The sequence below is a fragment of the Mesorhizobium sp. B2-3-12 genome (assembly GCF_006442205.1).
Taxonomy (GTDB): domain Bacteria; phylum Pseudomonadota; class Alphaproteobacteria; order Rhizobiales; family Rhizobiaceae; genus Mesorhizobium.
Map to the genome: position 1 here is coordinate 147,065 of NZ_VFVR01000004.1, position 14,636 is coordinate 161,700.

A 14,636-nucleotide genomic window follows, 5' to 3' on the forward strand; every position below is an offset into this window, starting at 1 on the left:
ATGCTGGTCTGGTCGCGCTCCGGCCGCTTGGTGATCTGGGTGATCTTCGCGCTGATCTTCGGCGTGCTGTTCCTGGCGCCGCTGGCTGTCATCCTCTTGTCCAGCCTCGCCGACCAATGGAACGGCGTGCTGCCAAATGGCTTGACCACGGAGCACTACGCCGATGTCGCCAAGGGCGCGGCCTGGAACGCGGTCAAGGCGAGCCTCGTCACCGGCTTCGCGGCAAGCGCATTGGCGCTGGTCAGCGGCACCTGGGCGGCCTTGTCGCTTCGTCTTCAAGGGCCTGCTTTGAAGCGGCTGCTCGGCCTTTTGTTCTTCATCCCGAGCGCGGTGCCTTCGGTGTCCGTCGGCCTCGGCCTGTTGGTGGCCTTCAGCCACCCGCCGCTGCTGCTCAACGGCACGATCGCCATCGTCATGATCGCGCATTTCGTGCTGATCTCGGCTTTCACCTTCGGCAATGTCTCGGCCGGGCTGGCGCGGCTGTCGCCCGATTTCGAGCAGGTCGCGTCGAGCCTCGGCGCGCGGCCGGCCTACCGGCTCCGGCATGTCACGCTGCCCTTGCTCGCGCCCTATCTGGTCGCCGCCTTCGGGCTGAGTTTCGCGCTCTCCATGGGTGAGCTTGGCGCCACCGTCATGGTTTATCCGCCGGGCTGGGTGACGCTGCCGGTGTCGATCTTCTCGCTCACCGATCGCGGCGACATCTTTGCCGGTGCCGCACTCACCATGATCCTGGTGGCGGCAACGCTGGTCCTGCTGCTTGGGCTCGAGCGCATCACCAAGCGCGCCACCGGTTCGTAGGCATTGAAGCTCAGCTCTGCGCCGGCTTGCGTTCGACGATGTAGATGTGGTCGGTAGCCAGCACCACTTCGCCGCGCTGGTTGATCACCTCGCAACGCTCGATCACGCGTCCTGAAGCCGGCCGCTTCGGATCGTCTTCCTTGGCCGCGATGGTGGTGCGCGTGCGGATCGTGTCGCCGATGAACACCGGCTTGATGAAGCGCAGCCGGTCATAGCCATAGGAGAAGGCAACGGGATTGATGACCGTCGCCGTCAGCCCGATGCCGACCGAGAACACCAGCGTGCCATGCGCGATGCGCTGGCCGAACGGCGTCGTCTTCATGAACTCTGCGTCCATATGATGCGGGAAGAAATCGCCGGTATGTCCGGCATGGACGACGAAGTCGGTCTCGGTGATGGTGCGGCCGCTGGTGAGGCGTGACGAGCCGATCTCGTAGTCTTCGAAATAATGGATCTGTTCCATCAGGGCCTTTCCGCGATCGGCGTCGCTGGCGCCGCGCTCGAACGATAGGCCGCTTCCACCAGCGCCATTGTGCTCCAGGCGTCCTCGACCGAGCTGATCAACACATCGTCTTCGCCTGATGCAAAGCGCTGGACATTGGCCATGCGGCCGACAAAGGCGTCGGGAAACCATTCGCCGGCCAAAGGCACTGCGATCCAATCGCTCCCGCCTTTCGGGTAGATTTCCAGAATGTCCGGCTCGCCTCGGGGATAGTCGAGGTTGAGACCGAGCTTGAGATAGGCCGCACCCTCTGTGCCGCTGATGCGGAACTCGCAGGCCTGGTGCCGGCGCCCGAACTTGTGGTCGTGGTTGATCGACAGCGCGCAGCGCACCGTGTCGCCATAGTCGAGAATGGCGCTGGTGCGCGTCTGCGCCACTTTGTGATTGGGATGGCCAAGCGTCTTGGCGTGAACACCCTTGGGGTCGCCGAGCAACTGCCGGATCAGGTCGAGATAGTGGATCGAATGCATGGCGATCTCGACGCGCGGCGCCTTGAGCAGGAATTCCCACAATTGCCACGGCGTCGCCAGCGCCAGCCAGGCGTCGAAGTCGACGACCTCGCCGAGCCAAGCCTTGGCGACGGCGTCCTTCAGCGCCAGCATCATCGGCGCGAAACGGAGCTGGAAATTCACGGCCGCCTTGAGCTTCTTGGCGCGGCAGATTTCGAGGATTTCGGTTGCTTCGCCGAGATAGTTGCCCATTGGCTTCTGGATCAGGGCGACCGCATCGTCGGGCAGAGCCTTCAGGATATCGGCGTGCCGCCCCGGTGGCGTTGCCAGATCGAAGATCGCGTCCTCAACTCCAGCGGCTTCTTCCATCGAGCGGAACGCCGTCACGTCCCATTTATCGGCCAGGGCCTGCGCCTTGGCCTGGTCCGGATCGTAGAGACCGGCGATCGGAAACCCCGCTTTTCGGTAGGCCGGGAAATGCGCGTCGCCGACAATCGACCCTGCACCGAAAGTGACGATCGGTCGGGGTTGTGAGGGTTTGGCCCAGGCCTGGACGAGTGAGGCAGGGTCGAAACCGCCTTCAGTCATGGTGGAAGACCTCGTCCATCGAAGCCCACCATTCACCCTCTTTGCGGGTCGCCAGCGGCTCCTGGCAAGGTATGCAGACGGCCCACCATTCCTGCGTCCTCGGATCGGCCGCCATCTTGGCCATGTCGGCCACGTAGTCGGCGCCGTGGTATTCGAAGGTGCTGAACAGCAGGTTCTCCGGCCGCTTCAGGTAAATGGAATAGTTCTTGATGTTGCAGGCCGAAATCATAGTCAGCACGTCGGGCCAGACGGCGGCATGCAGGCGAACATATTCCTCGACCTTCTCCGGCTTCAGCCCGAGTACAAATCCCATCCGCTGCATATCAGCTCCTTATGTCGTGATCGCCGTGGTGAATTCGGCGATGCTCATGGCCTTGACCGCGTCCCAGTCCCAATCGATGCCGATACCGGGCTCGTCGGGCGCCAGCGCATGCCCATCCTCGATGCGCATGCGCTTGCCGGTCAACTGGTCGAGTTGAGGAATGTACTCGACATATCTGCCGTTCTGAACAGCGCAGGTCAGGCTGACATGCAATTCCATCAGGAAATGCGGGCAGACCGGAATGTCGAAGGCCTCCGCCGCATGGGCGATCTTGAGCCAGGGCGTGATGCCCCCGATGCGGCCGACATCGACCTGTACGATCGAGCAGGCGCCTTTCTGCATGTATTCGCGGAAGTGGCGCATGGAATAGAGCGATTCGCCGATGGCGATCGGCGTCGGCGTTGAGTTGGACAGCCTGATGTGTCCGTCTATGTCGTCGGCGGGCAGCGGCTCCTCGATCCAGGCGAGATCGAGTTCGCGCAACCTCGCAGCGCGCCGGATCGCCTCGTCGACGGAAAAACCCTGGTTGGCGTCGGTCATGATCTCGTAGCCGTCGCCGACCGCCTTGCGCACTGCCGCGAGCCGCGCGAGATCCTCCGATCCATGCGGCCTGCCGATCTTTACCTTCGAGCCGCGAAACCCCTTGGCCTTGGCGGCCAATGCATCATCGACCAGTGCCTGGGTCTCGATGTGCAGCCAGCCGCCTTCGGTCGTGTAGAGCGGGCAGCGGTCCTTGGCGCCGCCGGCGAGCTTCCACAGCGGCAGGTTCTGCTTCTTCGCCCTGAGATCCCACAGTGCCGTGTCGATCGCCGCGATGGCGATGGCCGTGATGGCGCCGATCGTGGTCGCATGGGTGGCGAATTCGAGATCGTGCCAGATCGCCTCGATCATGTCAGGGTCGCGGCCGACGAGACGTGGCGCGAGATGGTCGGAGAGCAGCCGCATCACCGACGAGCCGCCGGTGCCGATCGTGTAGCTGTAACCCGTGCCGACCGCGCCATCGGAATCCGTGATGGTGACGATCGGCGTTTCCTGGCTGACGAAACTCTGGATGGCGTCGGTGCGCTTGACCTTGGGTACGAGGTCGACCATCCGCAGTTCTATCTTTTCGATCCTGGCCATTTCAGCTCCGCAAGGTCTTGCCGGTGTCGACGGCAAACAGATGTGCCTGCGACAGGTCCAGGCTCATCGTCATCCGCTCGCCGGACTTCAGCGGGCGCGGGTTCAGCATGCGCGAGACCCAGTCGCTGCCATTGAACTCGACGAACACCAGCGTCTCGTTGCCGAGCGGTTCGGTGACGGTGATCGGCAGTTCGATCTGGTGCACGTCCGCGGCACCGCCGGAGCTGATGCCATGGCCGGTCGGATAGATGTCATCGGGCCGCAGCCCGAACACGACCTTGTCGCCGACAGCGACATTGGGCTTGAACTGACCGGGCAGGGGCAGCTTGGCGCCGCTGGCGAAAACCAGTTGGCCGTCGTCGACCGTCGCCTCGTGCAAATTCATCGGCGGTGAGCCGATGAAGCCGGCAACGAAGCGCGTCGCCGGCCGGCGGAACACTTCATCTGGGGTGCCAACCTGTTCGATATGGCCGTCGCGCATGATGACGATGCGGTCGGCAAGCGTCATCGCCTCGACCTGGTCGTGGGTGACGTAGATCACCGTCGACTGCACCTTGGCATGCAGCTTCTTGATCTCGGTGCGCATCTGCGTGCGCAATTTGGCATCGAGATTGGAAAGCGGCTCGTCGAACAGGAACACATCCGGGTCGCGAACGATGGCGCGGCCCATGGCGACGCGCTGGCGTTGCCCACCGGACAGTTGCGAGGGGCGGCGGTCGAGCAGCGTGTCGAGGCCGAGGATGGCCGACGCCTCCGCGACGCGTCGGTCCATATCGTCCTTGGCGGCGCCCGCGATCTTGAGCGAAAAGCCGAGATTCTCGCGCACCGTCATGTGCGGATAGAGCGCGTAGGATTGGAACACCATGGAGATGTTGCGTGAACGCGGCGGCAGATCGTTCACGACGCGCCCGCCGATCTCGATCGAGCCGGCGCTGATTTCTTCCAGCCCGGCGATCATGCGCAGCGTCGTCGACTTGCCGCAGCCGGAGGGCCCGACCAGCGCGATGAATTCGCGGTCGGTGATGTCGAGGTCGATGCCATGCACGATCTCGATGTTGCCGTAGCGCTTGGTCAGTTTTTTGAGGGAAACCGTTGCCATGGATCAGCCTTTCACCGCGCCGGAGGTCAGGCCGCCGACAAGGTGTTTCTGGACGATGAACGTAAGCGTGAGTGCCGGGATGATCATCACCACGGCGAGCGCGCACATGCCGCGCCAATCGATGGTGAATTCGGCCGTATAGTCGAGCAGGCCGACCGGCAGCGTCTTGGCGCTGACCGAGCGGGTCAGTTGCGAGGCCAGCGCGAACTCATTCCAGCAGGTCAGGAAGGCAAAGATCGCGGCAGACGCGATGCCCGGACCGGCGAGCGGAAACTCGACCTGCCAGAAGGCCTGCCAGCGCGTGCAGCCGTCGATCTGGGCGGCTTCGGCGAGATCCTTGGGCACCTGGCGGAAGAAGCCGTCGATCAGCCAGATCGTGAACGGCACGTTGAGTGCGACATAGGCCAGGATCAGGCCGAAATGCGTATCGATGATGCCGAGCCGCACATAGAGGAAGAACAGCGGCAGCGACAGCGCAATGCCCGGCACCGTGCGGGTCAGCATCAGGCCGAGGAACACGCTCGACTTGCCGCGGAAGCGGTAGCGCGCGAAGGCATAGCCCCCGGCCATGCCGATGGCGACCGCGATCACCGTCGAGGTCACCGAGATGATCAGCGAATTGCGAAAATATTCGATGACCGGGATGCCGCCCTTGCCGATGCCTGAGAACATCGCGACATAGGCGTCGAAGGAGATTTCCTGCGGGATCCACACCGGCGGTTTGGCCATGATCTCGACTGTCGGCCTGAGCGACGACAGCACGATCCACAGGCCAGGCAGGCAGATGGTCAGCATCGCCAGGAACAGGCCGATGCGATAGACGATGCCGAGCAGCCGGCGCTTCAGGCGGGCGGAAGAATTCTCGTTCATCTTCACCACCCCGCCCTTCACCACTCGGCGCCGATTTGCGTGCGCGCCGCGGCGAGCTTGTTGAAGAAATAGACGGTGAAGGCGATCGACAGCAGGATCGAGAAATAGGCCATGGCGTTGGCCATGCCCATGCGCCCGTCGCTATAGGCGGTGCGCGCCACCAGCGTCCACAACAGCTCCGTGCGGCCAGCCGGTCCGCCATCGGTCATGATCTTGACGATGTCATAGGCGCGCGCGACGTCGAGCGAGCGGATGGTCATGGCGATGTAGGCGAATGGCATCACGAACGGCCACGTCACATAGCGGAATGTCTGCCACGGCGTGCAGCCATCGACGCGCGCCGCCTCGATCGGCTCCTTCGGCATGGCGAGCAGGCCGGCGAGAATGAGAATGGCGAAGATCGCCGTCGACGACCAGATCTCGGCGACCGAAATGGCGATGAAGGCGAGATGGCCTTCGATCAGCCATGGTATGGCATCCCTGGTGATGCCGAGCGACTGCAGGGCGTTGTTCACCAGGCCGATATTGTCGTTGAACATGAATTTGAACTGGAAGCCGACCAGGATCGGCGAGAACATCATCGGGAACATCATCAGCGTGCGCAGGATGCGTTGCCCGCGCGTCGCCTTCTCGACCAGCATCGCCAGGCCGAGGCCAAGCAGCATTTCGAGATTGAGCGCGATCGTCAGCAGCAGAACCGTGCGCCCGAACGCCCACCAGAAATCGGTGTTGGCCAGTATCGAAAGATAGTTGCGAAAACCCACGAAGACGAAGAACGTCTCGGGTTTGGTCAGCCGGAACGGCGTGAAGCTGGAATAGAGCGACAGAAGCAGCGGCACCACGACGACCGCCGCCAGCACGACGATGGCCGGAAGCAGCAGCAGGAACGGCGCGGATGGCTTGAGGCCCTTCATCGGGCTCCTCTGGTGTCTGGCATTCAAATCTTGGGCCGAGGCCCGATATGGTGAAACGAACAGTGCCGCCAAAAGGCGATCGCCTCCCCCATTTGTGAATGGGAGAGGCGGCTTTGGGAGCAATGCCTAGAGTTTACCGGCGTCCTGAAGGATCTGCGTCGCCTTGGCGGCGGCTTCGTCCAATGCCTGCTTGGAGGTCTTGTCGCCTAGGATCGCCGCCTGCAACTCGGGATAGACGGCGTTTGAGATCTCGATCCATTCAGGCGTCTGCGGCACTGCGAAGGCGTGCTTGGCTTCTTCCTGGAAGGCAGACAGAACCTCCTTCTTGTAAGGATCACTCGCCGCCTGCTGCAGGTCCCAGTCCCAGACCGCGGTGCGGGTCGGTAGCGGACCCGCGGCGGCCTCGAGCTTCTGGCTGTCCTCATTGGTCAGCCACCACACCAGCGACGCCGCGGCCTCCTTGTTCGGGCAGTTCTCGGTCACCGAGAAGCCATGGAAGCCCGACCAGCCGGTGCGCTTGCCGGAAGAGCCCTTCGGTGCGACCTTGACGCCGACATTGCCGGCGACCTTCGACGACTTCGGGTCGTTGAAGAAGCCGGCCCAGCCCGGCCAATCGAGGTTGATGGCGACGGTGCCGGAGGCGAAGCCTTGGCCCAGATCGTCCCAGAGGTAGTTGGTGGTCCCGGCCGGCACCGCCTTGGCCTTGTAGAGGTTGACGAACCAGTCGAGCGCCCGGATGCCGGCCTCGGAGTTGAAGACCGGCTTGCCGTCCTTGTCGAGATATTCGCCGCCCTCGGCGACCACCATCTCATAGAAGCGGCCATTGATCGCCTCTTCCTTGCCGGCGAACTGCGTGCCGTAGAAATTGGGCGGGTTGGCGAAGAACTCGGCCTGGTCGGTGACTTCTTTCCAGGTGTCCGGCGGCACCAGGTCATAGCCGTATTTGGCCTTGAACTTGGCTTTGTTGTCGGCGTTCTCGTAAAGGCTCTTCTGGTAATAGAGCGCAGAGACGTCGAACTGCGCACGCGGCAGCATCTCCAGCTTGCCGTCGATGGTCGCCGCCGTGATCGTCGACGGCACGAAGGCGTCGATCTCCGATTTCGGCAGGAGCTTGCTGAGGTCGGTGTAGAGCCCGGTATATTGTGGCGCAAAGGAGGAATGGTTCCAGCCGACGCACCAGTTGGTGCTGCCCGAGGCGATGTCGGACTTGAGCTCCTTGTCGATATCGAAGCCGTTCTTCTTGGTCAGGATGTTGACCTTGGCGCCTGTCGCCTTCTCCCATTCGGGGATGCGCTCGTAGAGCTTTTCATATTGCTGGCCGCCGATCAGTTTCACGTCGACGGTCACGCCTTCGAATTTGCCGGGCAAGTCGCCGGCAAGGGCGGTGCCTGCGCCTGACGCAAGCACCAATGCGCCGGCGCACACGCCGGAAAGCAGTCTGTTCATTGGTATCCTCCCTGGGTGCGCCTTGGCGGCGCCGGCAACTCGTCACGTGACAAGAAGTGCTACATTCATATACAAACAAAACATTCATCCATACGTCAAGGCGAAATTTGTTTCCGCCGGCCGCGTTCCTGCGTATATGAAAAATCGAATTCACTAAGGGATGAGCCATGGACGACAGCGAAGACGAGCGGTACCGCGCGCCGGCGCTTGACAAGGGCCTAGACATCCTCGAACTGCTGGCCGGCGTCGACGGCGGCCTGACCCAGGCCGAGATCGCCAAGAAGCTCGACCGCAGTCCCAATGAATTCTATCGCATGCTCGACCGGCTGGTGCGACGCGGCTATGTCACGCGGCTTGATGGCGACCGCTATTCGCTGACGCTCAAGCTGTTTGGCCTGGCGCAGCTGCACGCGCCGGTGCGCAGGCTGGTTTCCTACGCGACACCGCTGATGCGCGAACTGGCCGAAACCTCGCAGCAGGCTAACCAACTCGTTGTTTTTGATCGCGGTTCCGCTGTCGTCATCGGCCAGCAGGAGGCCCCGAATTACTGGGGCATCTCGATCCGTGTCGGCTCCCACATCAGCCTTTTCGACACCGGTTCGGGCCATGTCCTACTCGCATTCCGTTCACCGGAAGAGCGGCGGATGATGATTTCGGAGCACGTCCGCAGCACCGACAAGACGGCGCAGCCGGCCGAGTTCTTTACCCGGCTCGATCAGATCCGCGACCGCGGCTACGAGATGATGGCTTCCATGCAGACGGCAGGCGTCTTCAACCTGTCGGCACCGGTGCGCGGGTCCGACGGCAATGCCATTGCCGCGCTGTCGATCCCCTACATCACAGTGGTCAATGCGCCGTCCGCGCCCGACATCACGCGAACCATCGAACTGTTGCTGGCAACCTGCGAAAAGCTGTCGCATCTGGCCGGGTCGGCTGTGGGCTCATCGGCCTAAATTCTTATTTGAATGAAGAATTCCTCCGTGAGATGATCCGGAGAGCCTAGGGGAGGAGCCCGCCATGATCATCGACACCCATCTGCATCTCATCGATCGCTCGGCCTTGCGCTATCCCTGGCTGGCCGGTGTGCCGGCGCTGAACCGCGACTTCTCCTACGAGGAATACGCCGCGGAGGCGCAGCGGGCAGGTGTTGGGTACGTGCTGCACATGGAGGTCGATGTCGATCCGACCGATATCGAGGCGGAGACCGCCCGTGTCGAGGGCCTGTCACGACAGGCGGGCAGCATGCTGGTCGGAGCGATCGCATCTTGCCGGCCCGAGGAGGCGGATTTCCCGGCCTATCTCGAACGCCAGCGGGCAAATCCCTTCGTCAAGGGCTTCCGCCGCGTCCTCCACGTCGTCCCCGACGATCTTTCGGAAGGCGCACTGTTTCGGGACAACATCAAGCGGCTTGCCGGCACCGGTCTGACCTTCGACCTCGTCGTGCTGCCGCATCAGATCCCCAAGGCGATCGCGCTGGCCGACCTGGCGCCCGACGTCCAGTTCGTGCTTGATCATTGCGGCGTCCCCGACATCAAGGGCAATAGCGAACACCCCTGGCGCGAGCATATGAGCGAGATCGCGCGGCGCCCGAACGTGATGGCCAAGATTTCAGGCGTTGTCGCCTATGCCGATGCCTCCAGCTGGATCGTCGAGACGCTACGGCCTTACGTCGAACACACCATCAATGCATTCGGCTGGGACCGTGTCGTCTGGGGCAGCGACTGGCCGGTCTGCACGCTTGGCGGCGGCCTGTCGACCTGGGTGGCGGCGACCCATGCGCTGCTTTCCGGCTGCAGCGTTGCCGAGCGCGACAGGCTGTTGTCGGGAAATGCCCGCAAGTTGTGGCGGTTGCCGTAGCAGCCCTCAGATGGTCGTCGAGACGTGCCGCTCGCGACCGTACAGCGAGACCAGCAGCACGATGATGAAGCCCAGCGCTGCCTGCACCGCCGAGGGCTGGAAGCCGAGGCCGATCAGCAGCGTGTTGATTTCGGTCAGCACCAGCACGCCGGCGATCGTGCCGAGATAGCTGCCGCGGCCTCCGACCAGTGCCGCGCCGCCGACGACAACGGCTGCGATGGTCTGGAACAGATAGGGCTGGCCGACATCGCCATAGGCCGAGCCGGTGAAACCGAGCAGCAGTACGCCCGCCACGGCGGCGAAGAAGGCGCTCGCCGCATAGGTGACCACCCACATGCGCACCGGGTCGATCAGCGCCAGCGGCGCGGCGCCAGGATTACTGCCCAGCGCGTATAGCCGGCGACCGTAAGCCGTTCGTTCCAGCACCAGGACGACGAGCGCCGCCAGCACGATGAAGCTCGGCACCAGCCACGGCACCGGCAGCGGTCCGGCCGATCCGCCGATCGAGACGAAGCTCGAAACCGCTTGCGGCGCGGAGCCCGAGGGGAAGCCGGCGGTCCACAGCAGCACGAGACCCTGCACGACCATGCCGATGCCGAGCGTGACGATCAGCGGCTGGATATCGAGGCTGCGCGAGATCAGCCCGTTCAGCCCGCCGATAAGCAATGCCAGCACGCCGACGAGGCCGCAGACAAGGACAAAATTCCAGCCATCGCCATAGAGCTGTGCGGCCACGACGTTGGCGAAGCCGATGACGAAGGGAATCGACAAATCGATACCGCCCATGATGACGACGAGCGTCTGGCCGATCGAGGCGACGGCAAGCAGCGAAGCAAGCACCAGCATGGCGCGCACGGCAAATGGCGAGGAGTAACCGGGAATGAGGATCGTGCCCGCGAGATGCAGGAGCGCTGCCACACAGAAGGCGCCGACGGCGCGGGCGTTGGTTGTCGCGAACAGATTTCGGCCCGCCATGTCAGCGCCCTCTCATGGCAAGACGCTCCTGCGCTGCTGTCAGCATCACCGCCAGCACGAGGATGGCGCCGTAGGCGATCTGCAGCACGAAGGTCGAGACGTTAAATGTCGTCAGCACGCTCTGCAAAAGGAAGATGTCGATGGCGCCGATCGCGGCACCAGCGACGCCGCCACGCCCGCCTGCCAGGCTGACGCCACCGAGAGCGACCGCGGCGATGGCGATCAGTGTGTAGGTCGGCCCGATATTGGGGTCGGCCGAGCCGATCAGCGCCGTCAGCATCAGCCCGGCACAGCCGCCGAGAACACCTGACATGACATAGGCGATGAAGCGCACGCGCGTGACGTCGACGCCGGCGGTGTAGGCGGCACGGTCGTCGCTGCCGACCGCCATCAGCTGGTCGTAGTAAGGCGTGCGCCGCACCAGCCCCCAAGCAATGAACATCAACAGCAGCGGCAGCATCGACCAAGGACCCGCCAGCGCCTTCAGCCAGGCCGGCGCCGGGCCGATCGGTGCGGGCAGGATCGTCAGCGTCACGCCGGTCAGGATCAGATAGGTGCCGAGCGTGGCGACGATAGGCTGGATACGCACGACGGTCGCTAGAAAACCGTTGGCCACGCCGACCAGCGCGCCGATGAGCAGAGCCGCCGGGACAAGCAGCAGCGGCGACGAGATGCCGGCCTTGAGGAACAGCACCTCGATCACGGCGGCGTTGACGAAGCCCATCAACGGCCCGACCGAGATATCGATGCCGCCCCGTCCGGCAAGGATCGCCGGCGTCGAGGCGATGGCCGCGCCGATCAAAGGTGCCGCCAGTCCGATCAGCGCGCCCCACGACCCCGGCTGGAAGCGTGCCGGATTGAGGATGAGATTGACCGCCAGCAGGATGACCAGCAGCACGACGGCGAAACCGACGCTCCGCGAAAGAGACAGAAGGCGTGTACTCATGCCGCACGTCCGAACATGGCCGATATCACGCCATCGGTGTTCATGGCTTCGCCGGCAATTTCCGCTGCAACCTCGTTTTCCCTGAACACCAGCACGCGATGGCAGAGGAGCAAGATCTCTTCGATCTCGCTGGACAGGATGACAAGCCCCATGCCGTCGGCGGCCAGCCCGCGAAAGACATCGTAGAGAACATGGCGGGTCGCCACGTCGACGCCGCGCGTCGGGTCGTTGAGAAGCAGGATCGCGGGTTCCAGCGCCAGCGCCCGCGCCAGCAGCACCTTCTGCTGGTTGCCGCCCGACAGGGTGGTTATCGGCGCATCGGGCCGGGGCGCCACGATCGACAGCTTTTCGCGGTAGAGTTCGTAGCGCGCCTTGCGCGCCGCTGGACTGATCAAACCAAGGCGGGTATCGCGCGACAGGGTCGATACGGCGAAATTGTCGAGCACCGACTGTGTGGGAAATATGCCGTTCGCGCGTCGGTCACGCGGCAGATAGGCGACGCCGCTGGCGACGGCCTTGCGGAACCCGATGATCTTGTGCGCCCCGCCGGGCAGGTCGAGCGTGATCGAGCCGCCAAGCGGCGGTACCAGGCCGGCGAGCATTTTCAGGAATAGTTCCTGGCCATGTCCGTCGAGGCCGGCAAGGCCGACGATCTCGCCCGGCGCGATGGCCTGCGTGATCGGGCTGGCGCCGGGCGCGATGACGAGGTTGCGAACGGTGAGGGTGCCGCGATCAGCCATGCGCCAGCTCCGCCGCCGTGCGTGGCGCCATGGCTTTCAACAATTCGGCCGGCGTCGAGGTCCCACGCTCTTCGGTGCGCACCACGTTGCCGCCGCGCAGGATCGAGATGCGATCCGACAGCGACATCACTTCATCCATTCTGTGGGTGATGAACAGGATGAGGCAACCTTCGGCGGCGAGCGAGCGCATCAGCAGAAACACCGACTCGCGGTCGGCGAAATCGAGCGCGGCGGTGACCTCGTCGAGGATTAGAATTTTTGGGCTACGCACGACCGCACGCGCGAGGACGACGAGTTGCTGCGCGGCGAGCGGCAGCAGGCCGGCGGGCGTGTCGAGCGGAACGTCGGTGACGGCGAAGCGTTTGAGCGCGGCGGCAGCCCTGTCGCGGCGTTCGTTGCGCGGCACCGTGCGCCGCACCAGTCCATCGAGACCAAGCAGAATGTTGTCGGTCACGCTGCGGTCCGGCGCGATCAGCACTTCCTGGAAGACGGTCGCGAAGCCCTGCGCCTTGAAGGCCGAGGGGTTGCCCCCCGAGAACGGCTTGCCTTGCAAAAGAATCGCGCCGCTGTCCGGCTGCACGATGCCGGACAACAGCTTGACCATCGTGCTCTTGCCTGAGCCGTTCTCGCCCAGGATGGTGTGAATGGTGCCCGCCCGGAACGCAATCGAGGCATCCGCGAGCGCGACCGTCTCACCATAGCGTTTGGATATGTTTCTGATTTCAAGCATGCCGTGTTTCGAAGCTGGCTGGCCGGCTTCCCGAAGGGAGCCGGCTAGCTGGTCTGTCGCGGACGTCACTTCGAGCGGGCGCTATTTTGCACAGGCATCCGGCACCTTCGAATAGTCCCAGCCCTTGGTCGGTGCCGGGTTGGAGAAATAGGCGTCGAGCCATTCCTCCGGCATCGGATCCTTCGGCGGGATCGGGAAGATCGAGACGGCATCCGTCGTCATGCAGTCCTTGTACCAGGCGCCGAGATCGGCGTTGTGTACCGGCGGGATCGGTATGAGCAGCGTGTTCAGCTTCGGCTTCTGGCCGTCGAGCATGCGCTCGCCGACGCGAAACAACGTCTGCGCGGTCCAGTGCGGCAACACCGCATGGCCCTCGAAACGGTATTTCTCCGGGTTGGCCTTCCAGTAGCCCAACGCATCACCGGTGATCGAGCCGGTGATCAGCGGCGCTGGCCGGCCGGCCTCGGCAAAGGCCTCCGCGACGACGCGGCTTTCGCTGCCGGTTGTCCACACAGCATCGATCGGCGCCGGGTTGGTCGCGATCGCCTGCAGCACCACGGTCTTGGTGACGTTCGCCGTCCAGTTGCCGTTGACGTTGCGCGAGACCTTGAGTTTGGGGTTCTCGGCAAGCGCCTTGTCGGCGCCCTGGCGCTCCTGCACGACGATCGGGTGGCCGGCAATGCCTTCGACCAAAAGGATGCTGGCCCCATCCGGCTCAGCCTTGCCGATCGCCGTCATCATGTCATAGCCCCAGCGCGCATAGTTGGAATCGACATTGATCGCGTTCGGGCTGGTCACCGACCCGGCCGCCGTTATGAACGGAATGCCTGCCTTGGCGGCGGCGTCGATCGCATCGTCAAGTGCCGCCGCCGAGCCCGGGATCGAGGTGATGATCGAGCACTTCTTGTCGATGAAGGCGCGGATCTGATTGATCTGCTGGCTGGCGTCGTTGTTGGAGTCCGATACTTCGAAGCTGGACACGGTGCCGTCGGCGATCAGCCCGTCGACAAGCCGCTTCAGTTCCTTGGTGACGGTCACCCGCCACGGATTGCCCTGGTAGGATTCCGAGTGGCACCATTTCCACGGCTTGGGCGGCGGGGTGAAATTGTCCCAGGCCGAAGGCAGCACCTTCTGTGGCGCGCCGTCATATTGCGCCTTGAGTTCATCAGGCAGCCCACCGATGACGCCTTGTACATCCTGGGCAAGAGCATTTGTCGCAAGCGAGGCCAGCGCGGTTGCGGCCAACAGGCCGCGGATCATGTTCTTCATTTTGTCTCC

Annotated in this window: 16 protein-coding genes; 3 read left to right on the forward strand and 13 right to left on the reverse strand. The window is 63.6% G+C overall.

All coding sequences use genetic code 11. From position 1 onward, the window contains the following. The gene (locus FJ948_RS14090; RefSeq protein WP_140705327.1) at window positions 1-798 is read left to right on the forward strand and encodes an ABC transporter permease subunit; all 798 of its coding nucleotides are present in this window, start codon (window positions 1-3) and stop codon (window positions 796-798) included. A 10-nt stretch (window positions 799-808) separates the two neighbouring features. Here the strand turns inward: FJ948_RS14090 and FJ948_RS14095 are convergent, their stop codons facing one another. The 8 genes from FJ948_RS14095 to FJ948_RS14130 all read right to left on the reverse strand — a co-directional run bounded on the left by FJ948_RS14095 (window position 809) and on the right by FJ948_RS14130 (window position 8,110). Continuing rightward, a complete protein-coding gene (locus FJ948_RS14095) occupies window positions 809-1,264 on the reverse strand; it encodes a MaoC/PaaZ C-terminal domain-containing protein (protein ID WP_181173682.1) in 456 nt (151 codons plus the stop codon). Beyond that, the gene (locus FJ948_RS14100; protein WP_140705331.1) at window positions 1,261-2,337 is read right to left on the reverse strand and encodes a Gfo/Idh/MocA family oxidoreductase; all 1,077 of its coding nucleotides are present in this window, start codon (window positions 2,335-2,337) and stop codon (window positions 1,261-1,263) included. The genes FJ948_RS14095 and FJ948_RS14100 overlap by 4 nt, the downstream gene beginning before the upstream one ends. Beyond that, window positions 2,330-2,659 (reverse strand): L-rhamnose mutarotase, encoded by a 330-nt coding sequence (locus FJ948_RS14105; protein WP_140705333.1) that lies wholly within the window; start codon window positions 2,657-2,659, stop codon window positions 2,330-2,332. The genes FJ948_RS14100 and FJ948_RS14105 overlap by 8 nt, the downstream gene beginning before the upstream one ends. A 9-nt stretch (window positions 2,660-2,668) precedes the next feature. Next, window positions 2,669-3,781, reverse strand: coding sequence for a mandelate racemase/muconate lactonizing enzyme family protein (locus FJ948_RS14110; protein WP_140705335.1), 1,113 nt, complete (start codon window positions 3,779-3,781; stop codon window positions 2,669-2,671). A 1-nt stretch (window position 3,782) separates the two neighbouring features. Next, window positions 3,783-4,880, reverse strand: coding sequence for a sn-glycerol-3-phosphate ABC transporter ATP-binding protein UgpC (ugpC, locus tag FJ948_RS14115; RefSeq protein WP_140705337.1), 1,098 nt, complete (start codon window positions 4,878-4,880; stop codon window positions 3,783-3,785). A gap of 3 nt (window positions 4,881-4,883) precedes the next feature. Further along, window positions 4,884-5,750, reverse strand: coding sequence for a carbohydrate ABC transporter permease (locus FJ948_RS14120; RefSeq protein ID WP_140705339.1), 867 nt, complete (start codon window positions 5,748-5,750; stop codon window positions 4,884-4,886). Between the two features lie 17 nt (window positions 5,751-5,767). Continuing rightward, window positions 5,768-6,664: a sugar ABC transporter permease gene (locus FJ948_RS14125; RefSeq protein WP_140705341.1), complete on the reverse strand. Its 897-nt coding sequence runs from the start codon at window positions 6,662-6,664 to the stop codon at window positions 5,768-5,770. A 126-nt stretch (window positions 6,665-6,790) separates the two neighbouring features. Continuing rightward, a complete protein-coding gene (locus tag FJ948_RS14130; RefSeq protein WP_140705343.1) occupies window positions 6,791-8,110 on the reverse strand; it encodes a sugar ABC transporter substrate-binding protein in 1,320 nt (439 codons plus the stop codon). A 167-nt stretch (window positions 8,111-8,277) separates the two neighbouring features. Between FJ948_RS14130 and FJ948_RS14135 the strand changes: the two genes are divergently transcribed. Further along, on the forward strand, window positions 8,278-9,063 hold the full coding sequence (locus FJ948_RS14135; RefSeq protein ID WP_140705345.1) for an IclR family transcriptional regulator: 786 nt from the start codon (window positions 8,278-8,280) through the stop codon (window positions 9,061-9,063). A 64-nt stretch (window positions 9,064-9,127) separates the two neighbouring features. Beyond that, complete coding sequence (locus FJ948_RS14140; RefSeq protein ID WP_140705347.1) at window positions 9,128-9,967, forward strand: amidohydrolase; 840 nt, start codon at window positions 9,128-9,130, stop codon at window positions 9,965-9,967. A 6-nt stretch (window positions 9,968-9,973) separates the two neighbouring features. Here the strand turns inward: FJ948_RS14140 and FJ948_RS14145 are convergent, their stop codons facing one another. The 5 genes from FJ948_RS14145 to FJ948_RS14165 all read right to left on the reverse strand — a co-directional run bounded on the left by FJ948_RS14145 (window position 9,974) and on the right by FJ948_RS14165 (window position 14,627). Beyond that, window positions 9,974-10,942 carry an ABC transporter permease gene (locus tag FJ948_RS14145; RefSeq protein ID WP_140705349.1) on the reverse strand — a complete coding sequence of 323 codons (969 nt, stop codon included), beginning with the start codon at window positions 10,940-10,942 and terminating at the stop codon, window positions 9,974-9,976. Window position 10,943: 1 nt separating this feature from the next. Further along, complete coding sequence (locus FJ948_RS14150) at window positions 10,944-11,888, reverse strand: ABC transporter permease (RefSeq protein WP_140705351.1); 945 nt, start codon at window positions 11,886-11,888, stop codon at window positions 10,944-10,946. Further along, window positions 11,885-12,628, reverse strand: coding sequence for an ATP-binding cassette domain-containing protein (locus FJ948_RS14155; protein ID WP_140705353.1), 744 nt, complete (start codon window positions 12,626-12,628; stop codon window positions 11,885-11,887). The genes FJ948_RS14150 and FJ948_RS14155 overlap by 4 nt, the downstream gene beginning before the upstream one ends. Continuing rightward, window positions 12,621-13,358, reverse strand: a complete 738-nt coding sequence (locus FJ948_RS14160; RefSeq protein ID WP_140705355.1) for an ATP-binding cassette domain-containing protein — start codon at window positions 13,356-13,358, stop codon at window positions 12,621-12,623. Before FJ948_RS14160 ends, FJ948_RS14155 begins: the two co-directional genes overlap by 8 nt. 81 nt (window positions 13,359-13,439) lie before the next feature. Next, window positions 13,440-14,627, reverse strand: coding sequence for an ABC transporter substrate-binding protein (locus FJ948_RS14165; protein ID WP_140705357.1), 1,188 nt, complete (start codon window positions 14,625-14,627; stop codon window positions 13,440-13,442). Window positions 14,628-14,636 lie beyond the last annotated feature (9 nt).

Bases quoted from the DNA above. Each gene is read 5' to 3' on its own strand.
- FJ948_RS14100 (WP_140705331.1), bottom strand. From the start codon at position 2,337: ATGACTGAAGGCGGTTTCGACCCTGCCTCACTCGTCCAGGCCTGGGCC.
- FJ948_RS14110 (WP_140705335.1), bottom strand. From the start codon at position 3,781: ATGGCCAGGATCGAAAAGATAGAACTGCGGATGGTCGACCTCGTACCC.
- FJ948_RS14160 (WP_140705355.1), bottom strand. From the start codon at position 13,358: ATGCTTGAAATCAGAAACATATCCAAACGCTATGGTGAGACGGTCGCG.
- FJ948_RS14145 (WP_140705349.1), bottom strand. From the start codon at position 10,942: ATGGCGGGCCGAAATCTGTTCGCGACAACCAACGCCCGCGCCGTCGGC.
- FJ948_RS14130 (WP_140705343.1), bottom strand. From the start codon at position 8,110: ATGAACAGACTGCTTTCCGGCGTGTGCGCCGGCGCATTGGTGCTTGCG.
- FJ948_RS14120 (WP_140705339.1), bottom strand. From the start codon at position 5,750: ATGAACGAGAATTCTTCCGCCCGCCTGAAGCGCCGGCTGCTCGGCATC.
- FJ948_RS14135 (WP_140705345.1), top strand. From the start codon at position 8,278: ATGGACGACAGCGAAGACGAGCGGTACCGCGCGCCGGCGCTTGACAAG.
- FJ948_RS14105 (WP_140705333.1), bottom strand. From the start codon at position 2,659: ATGCAGCGGATGGGATTTGTACTCGGGCTGAAGCCGGAGAAGGTCGAG.
- FJ948_RS14155 (WP_140705353.1), bottom strand. From the start codon at position 12,628: ATGGCTGATCGCGGCACCCTCACCGTTCGCAACCTCGTCATCGCGCCC.
- FJ948_RS14090 (WP_140705327.1), top strand. From the start codon at position 1: ATGCTGGTCTGGTCGCGCTCCGGCCGCTTGGTGATCTGGGTGATCTTC.
- FJ948_RS14150 (WP_140705351.1), bottom strand. From the start codon at position 11,888: ATGAGTACACGCCTTCTGTCTCTTTCGCGGAGCGTCGGTTTCGCCGTC.
- FJ948_RS14125 (WP_140705341.1), bottom strand. From the start codon at position 6,664: ATGAAGGGCCTCAAGCCATCCGCGCCGTTCCTGCTGCTGCTTCCGGCC.
- FJ948_RS14140 (WP_140705347.1), top strand. From the start codon at position 9,128: ATGATCATCGACACCCATCTGCATCTCATCGATCGCTCGGCCTTGCGC.
- FJ948_RS14165 (WP_140705357.1), bottom strand. From the start codon at position 14,627: ATGAAGAACATGATCCGCGGCCTGTTGGCCGCAACCGCGCTGGCCTCG.
- ugpC (WP_140705337.1), bottom strand. From the start codon at position 4,880: ATGGCAACGGTTTCCCTCAAAAAACTGACCAAGCGCTACGGCAACATC.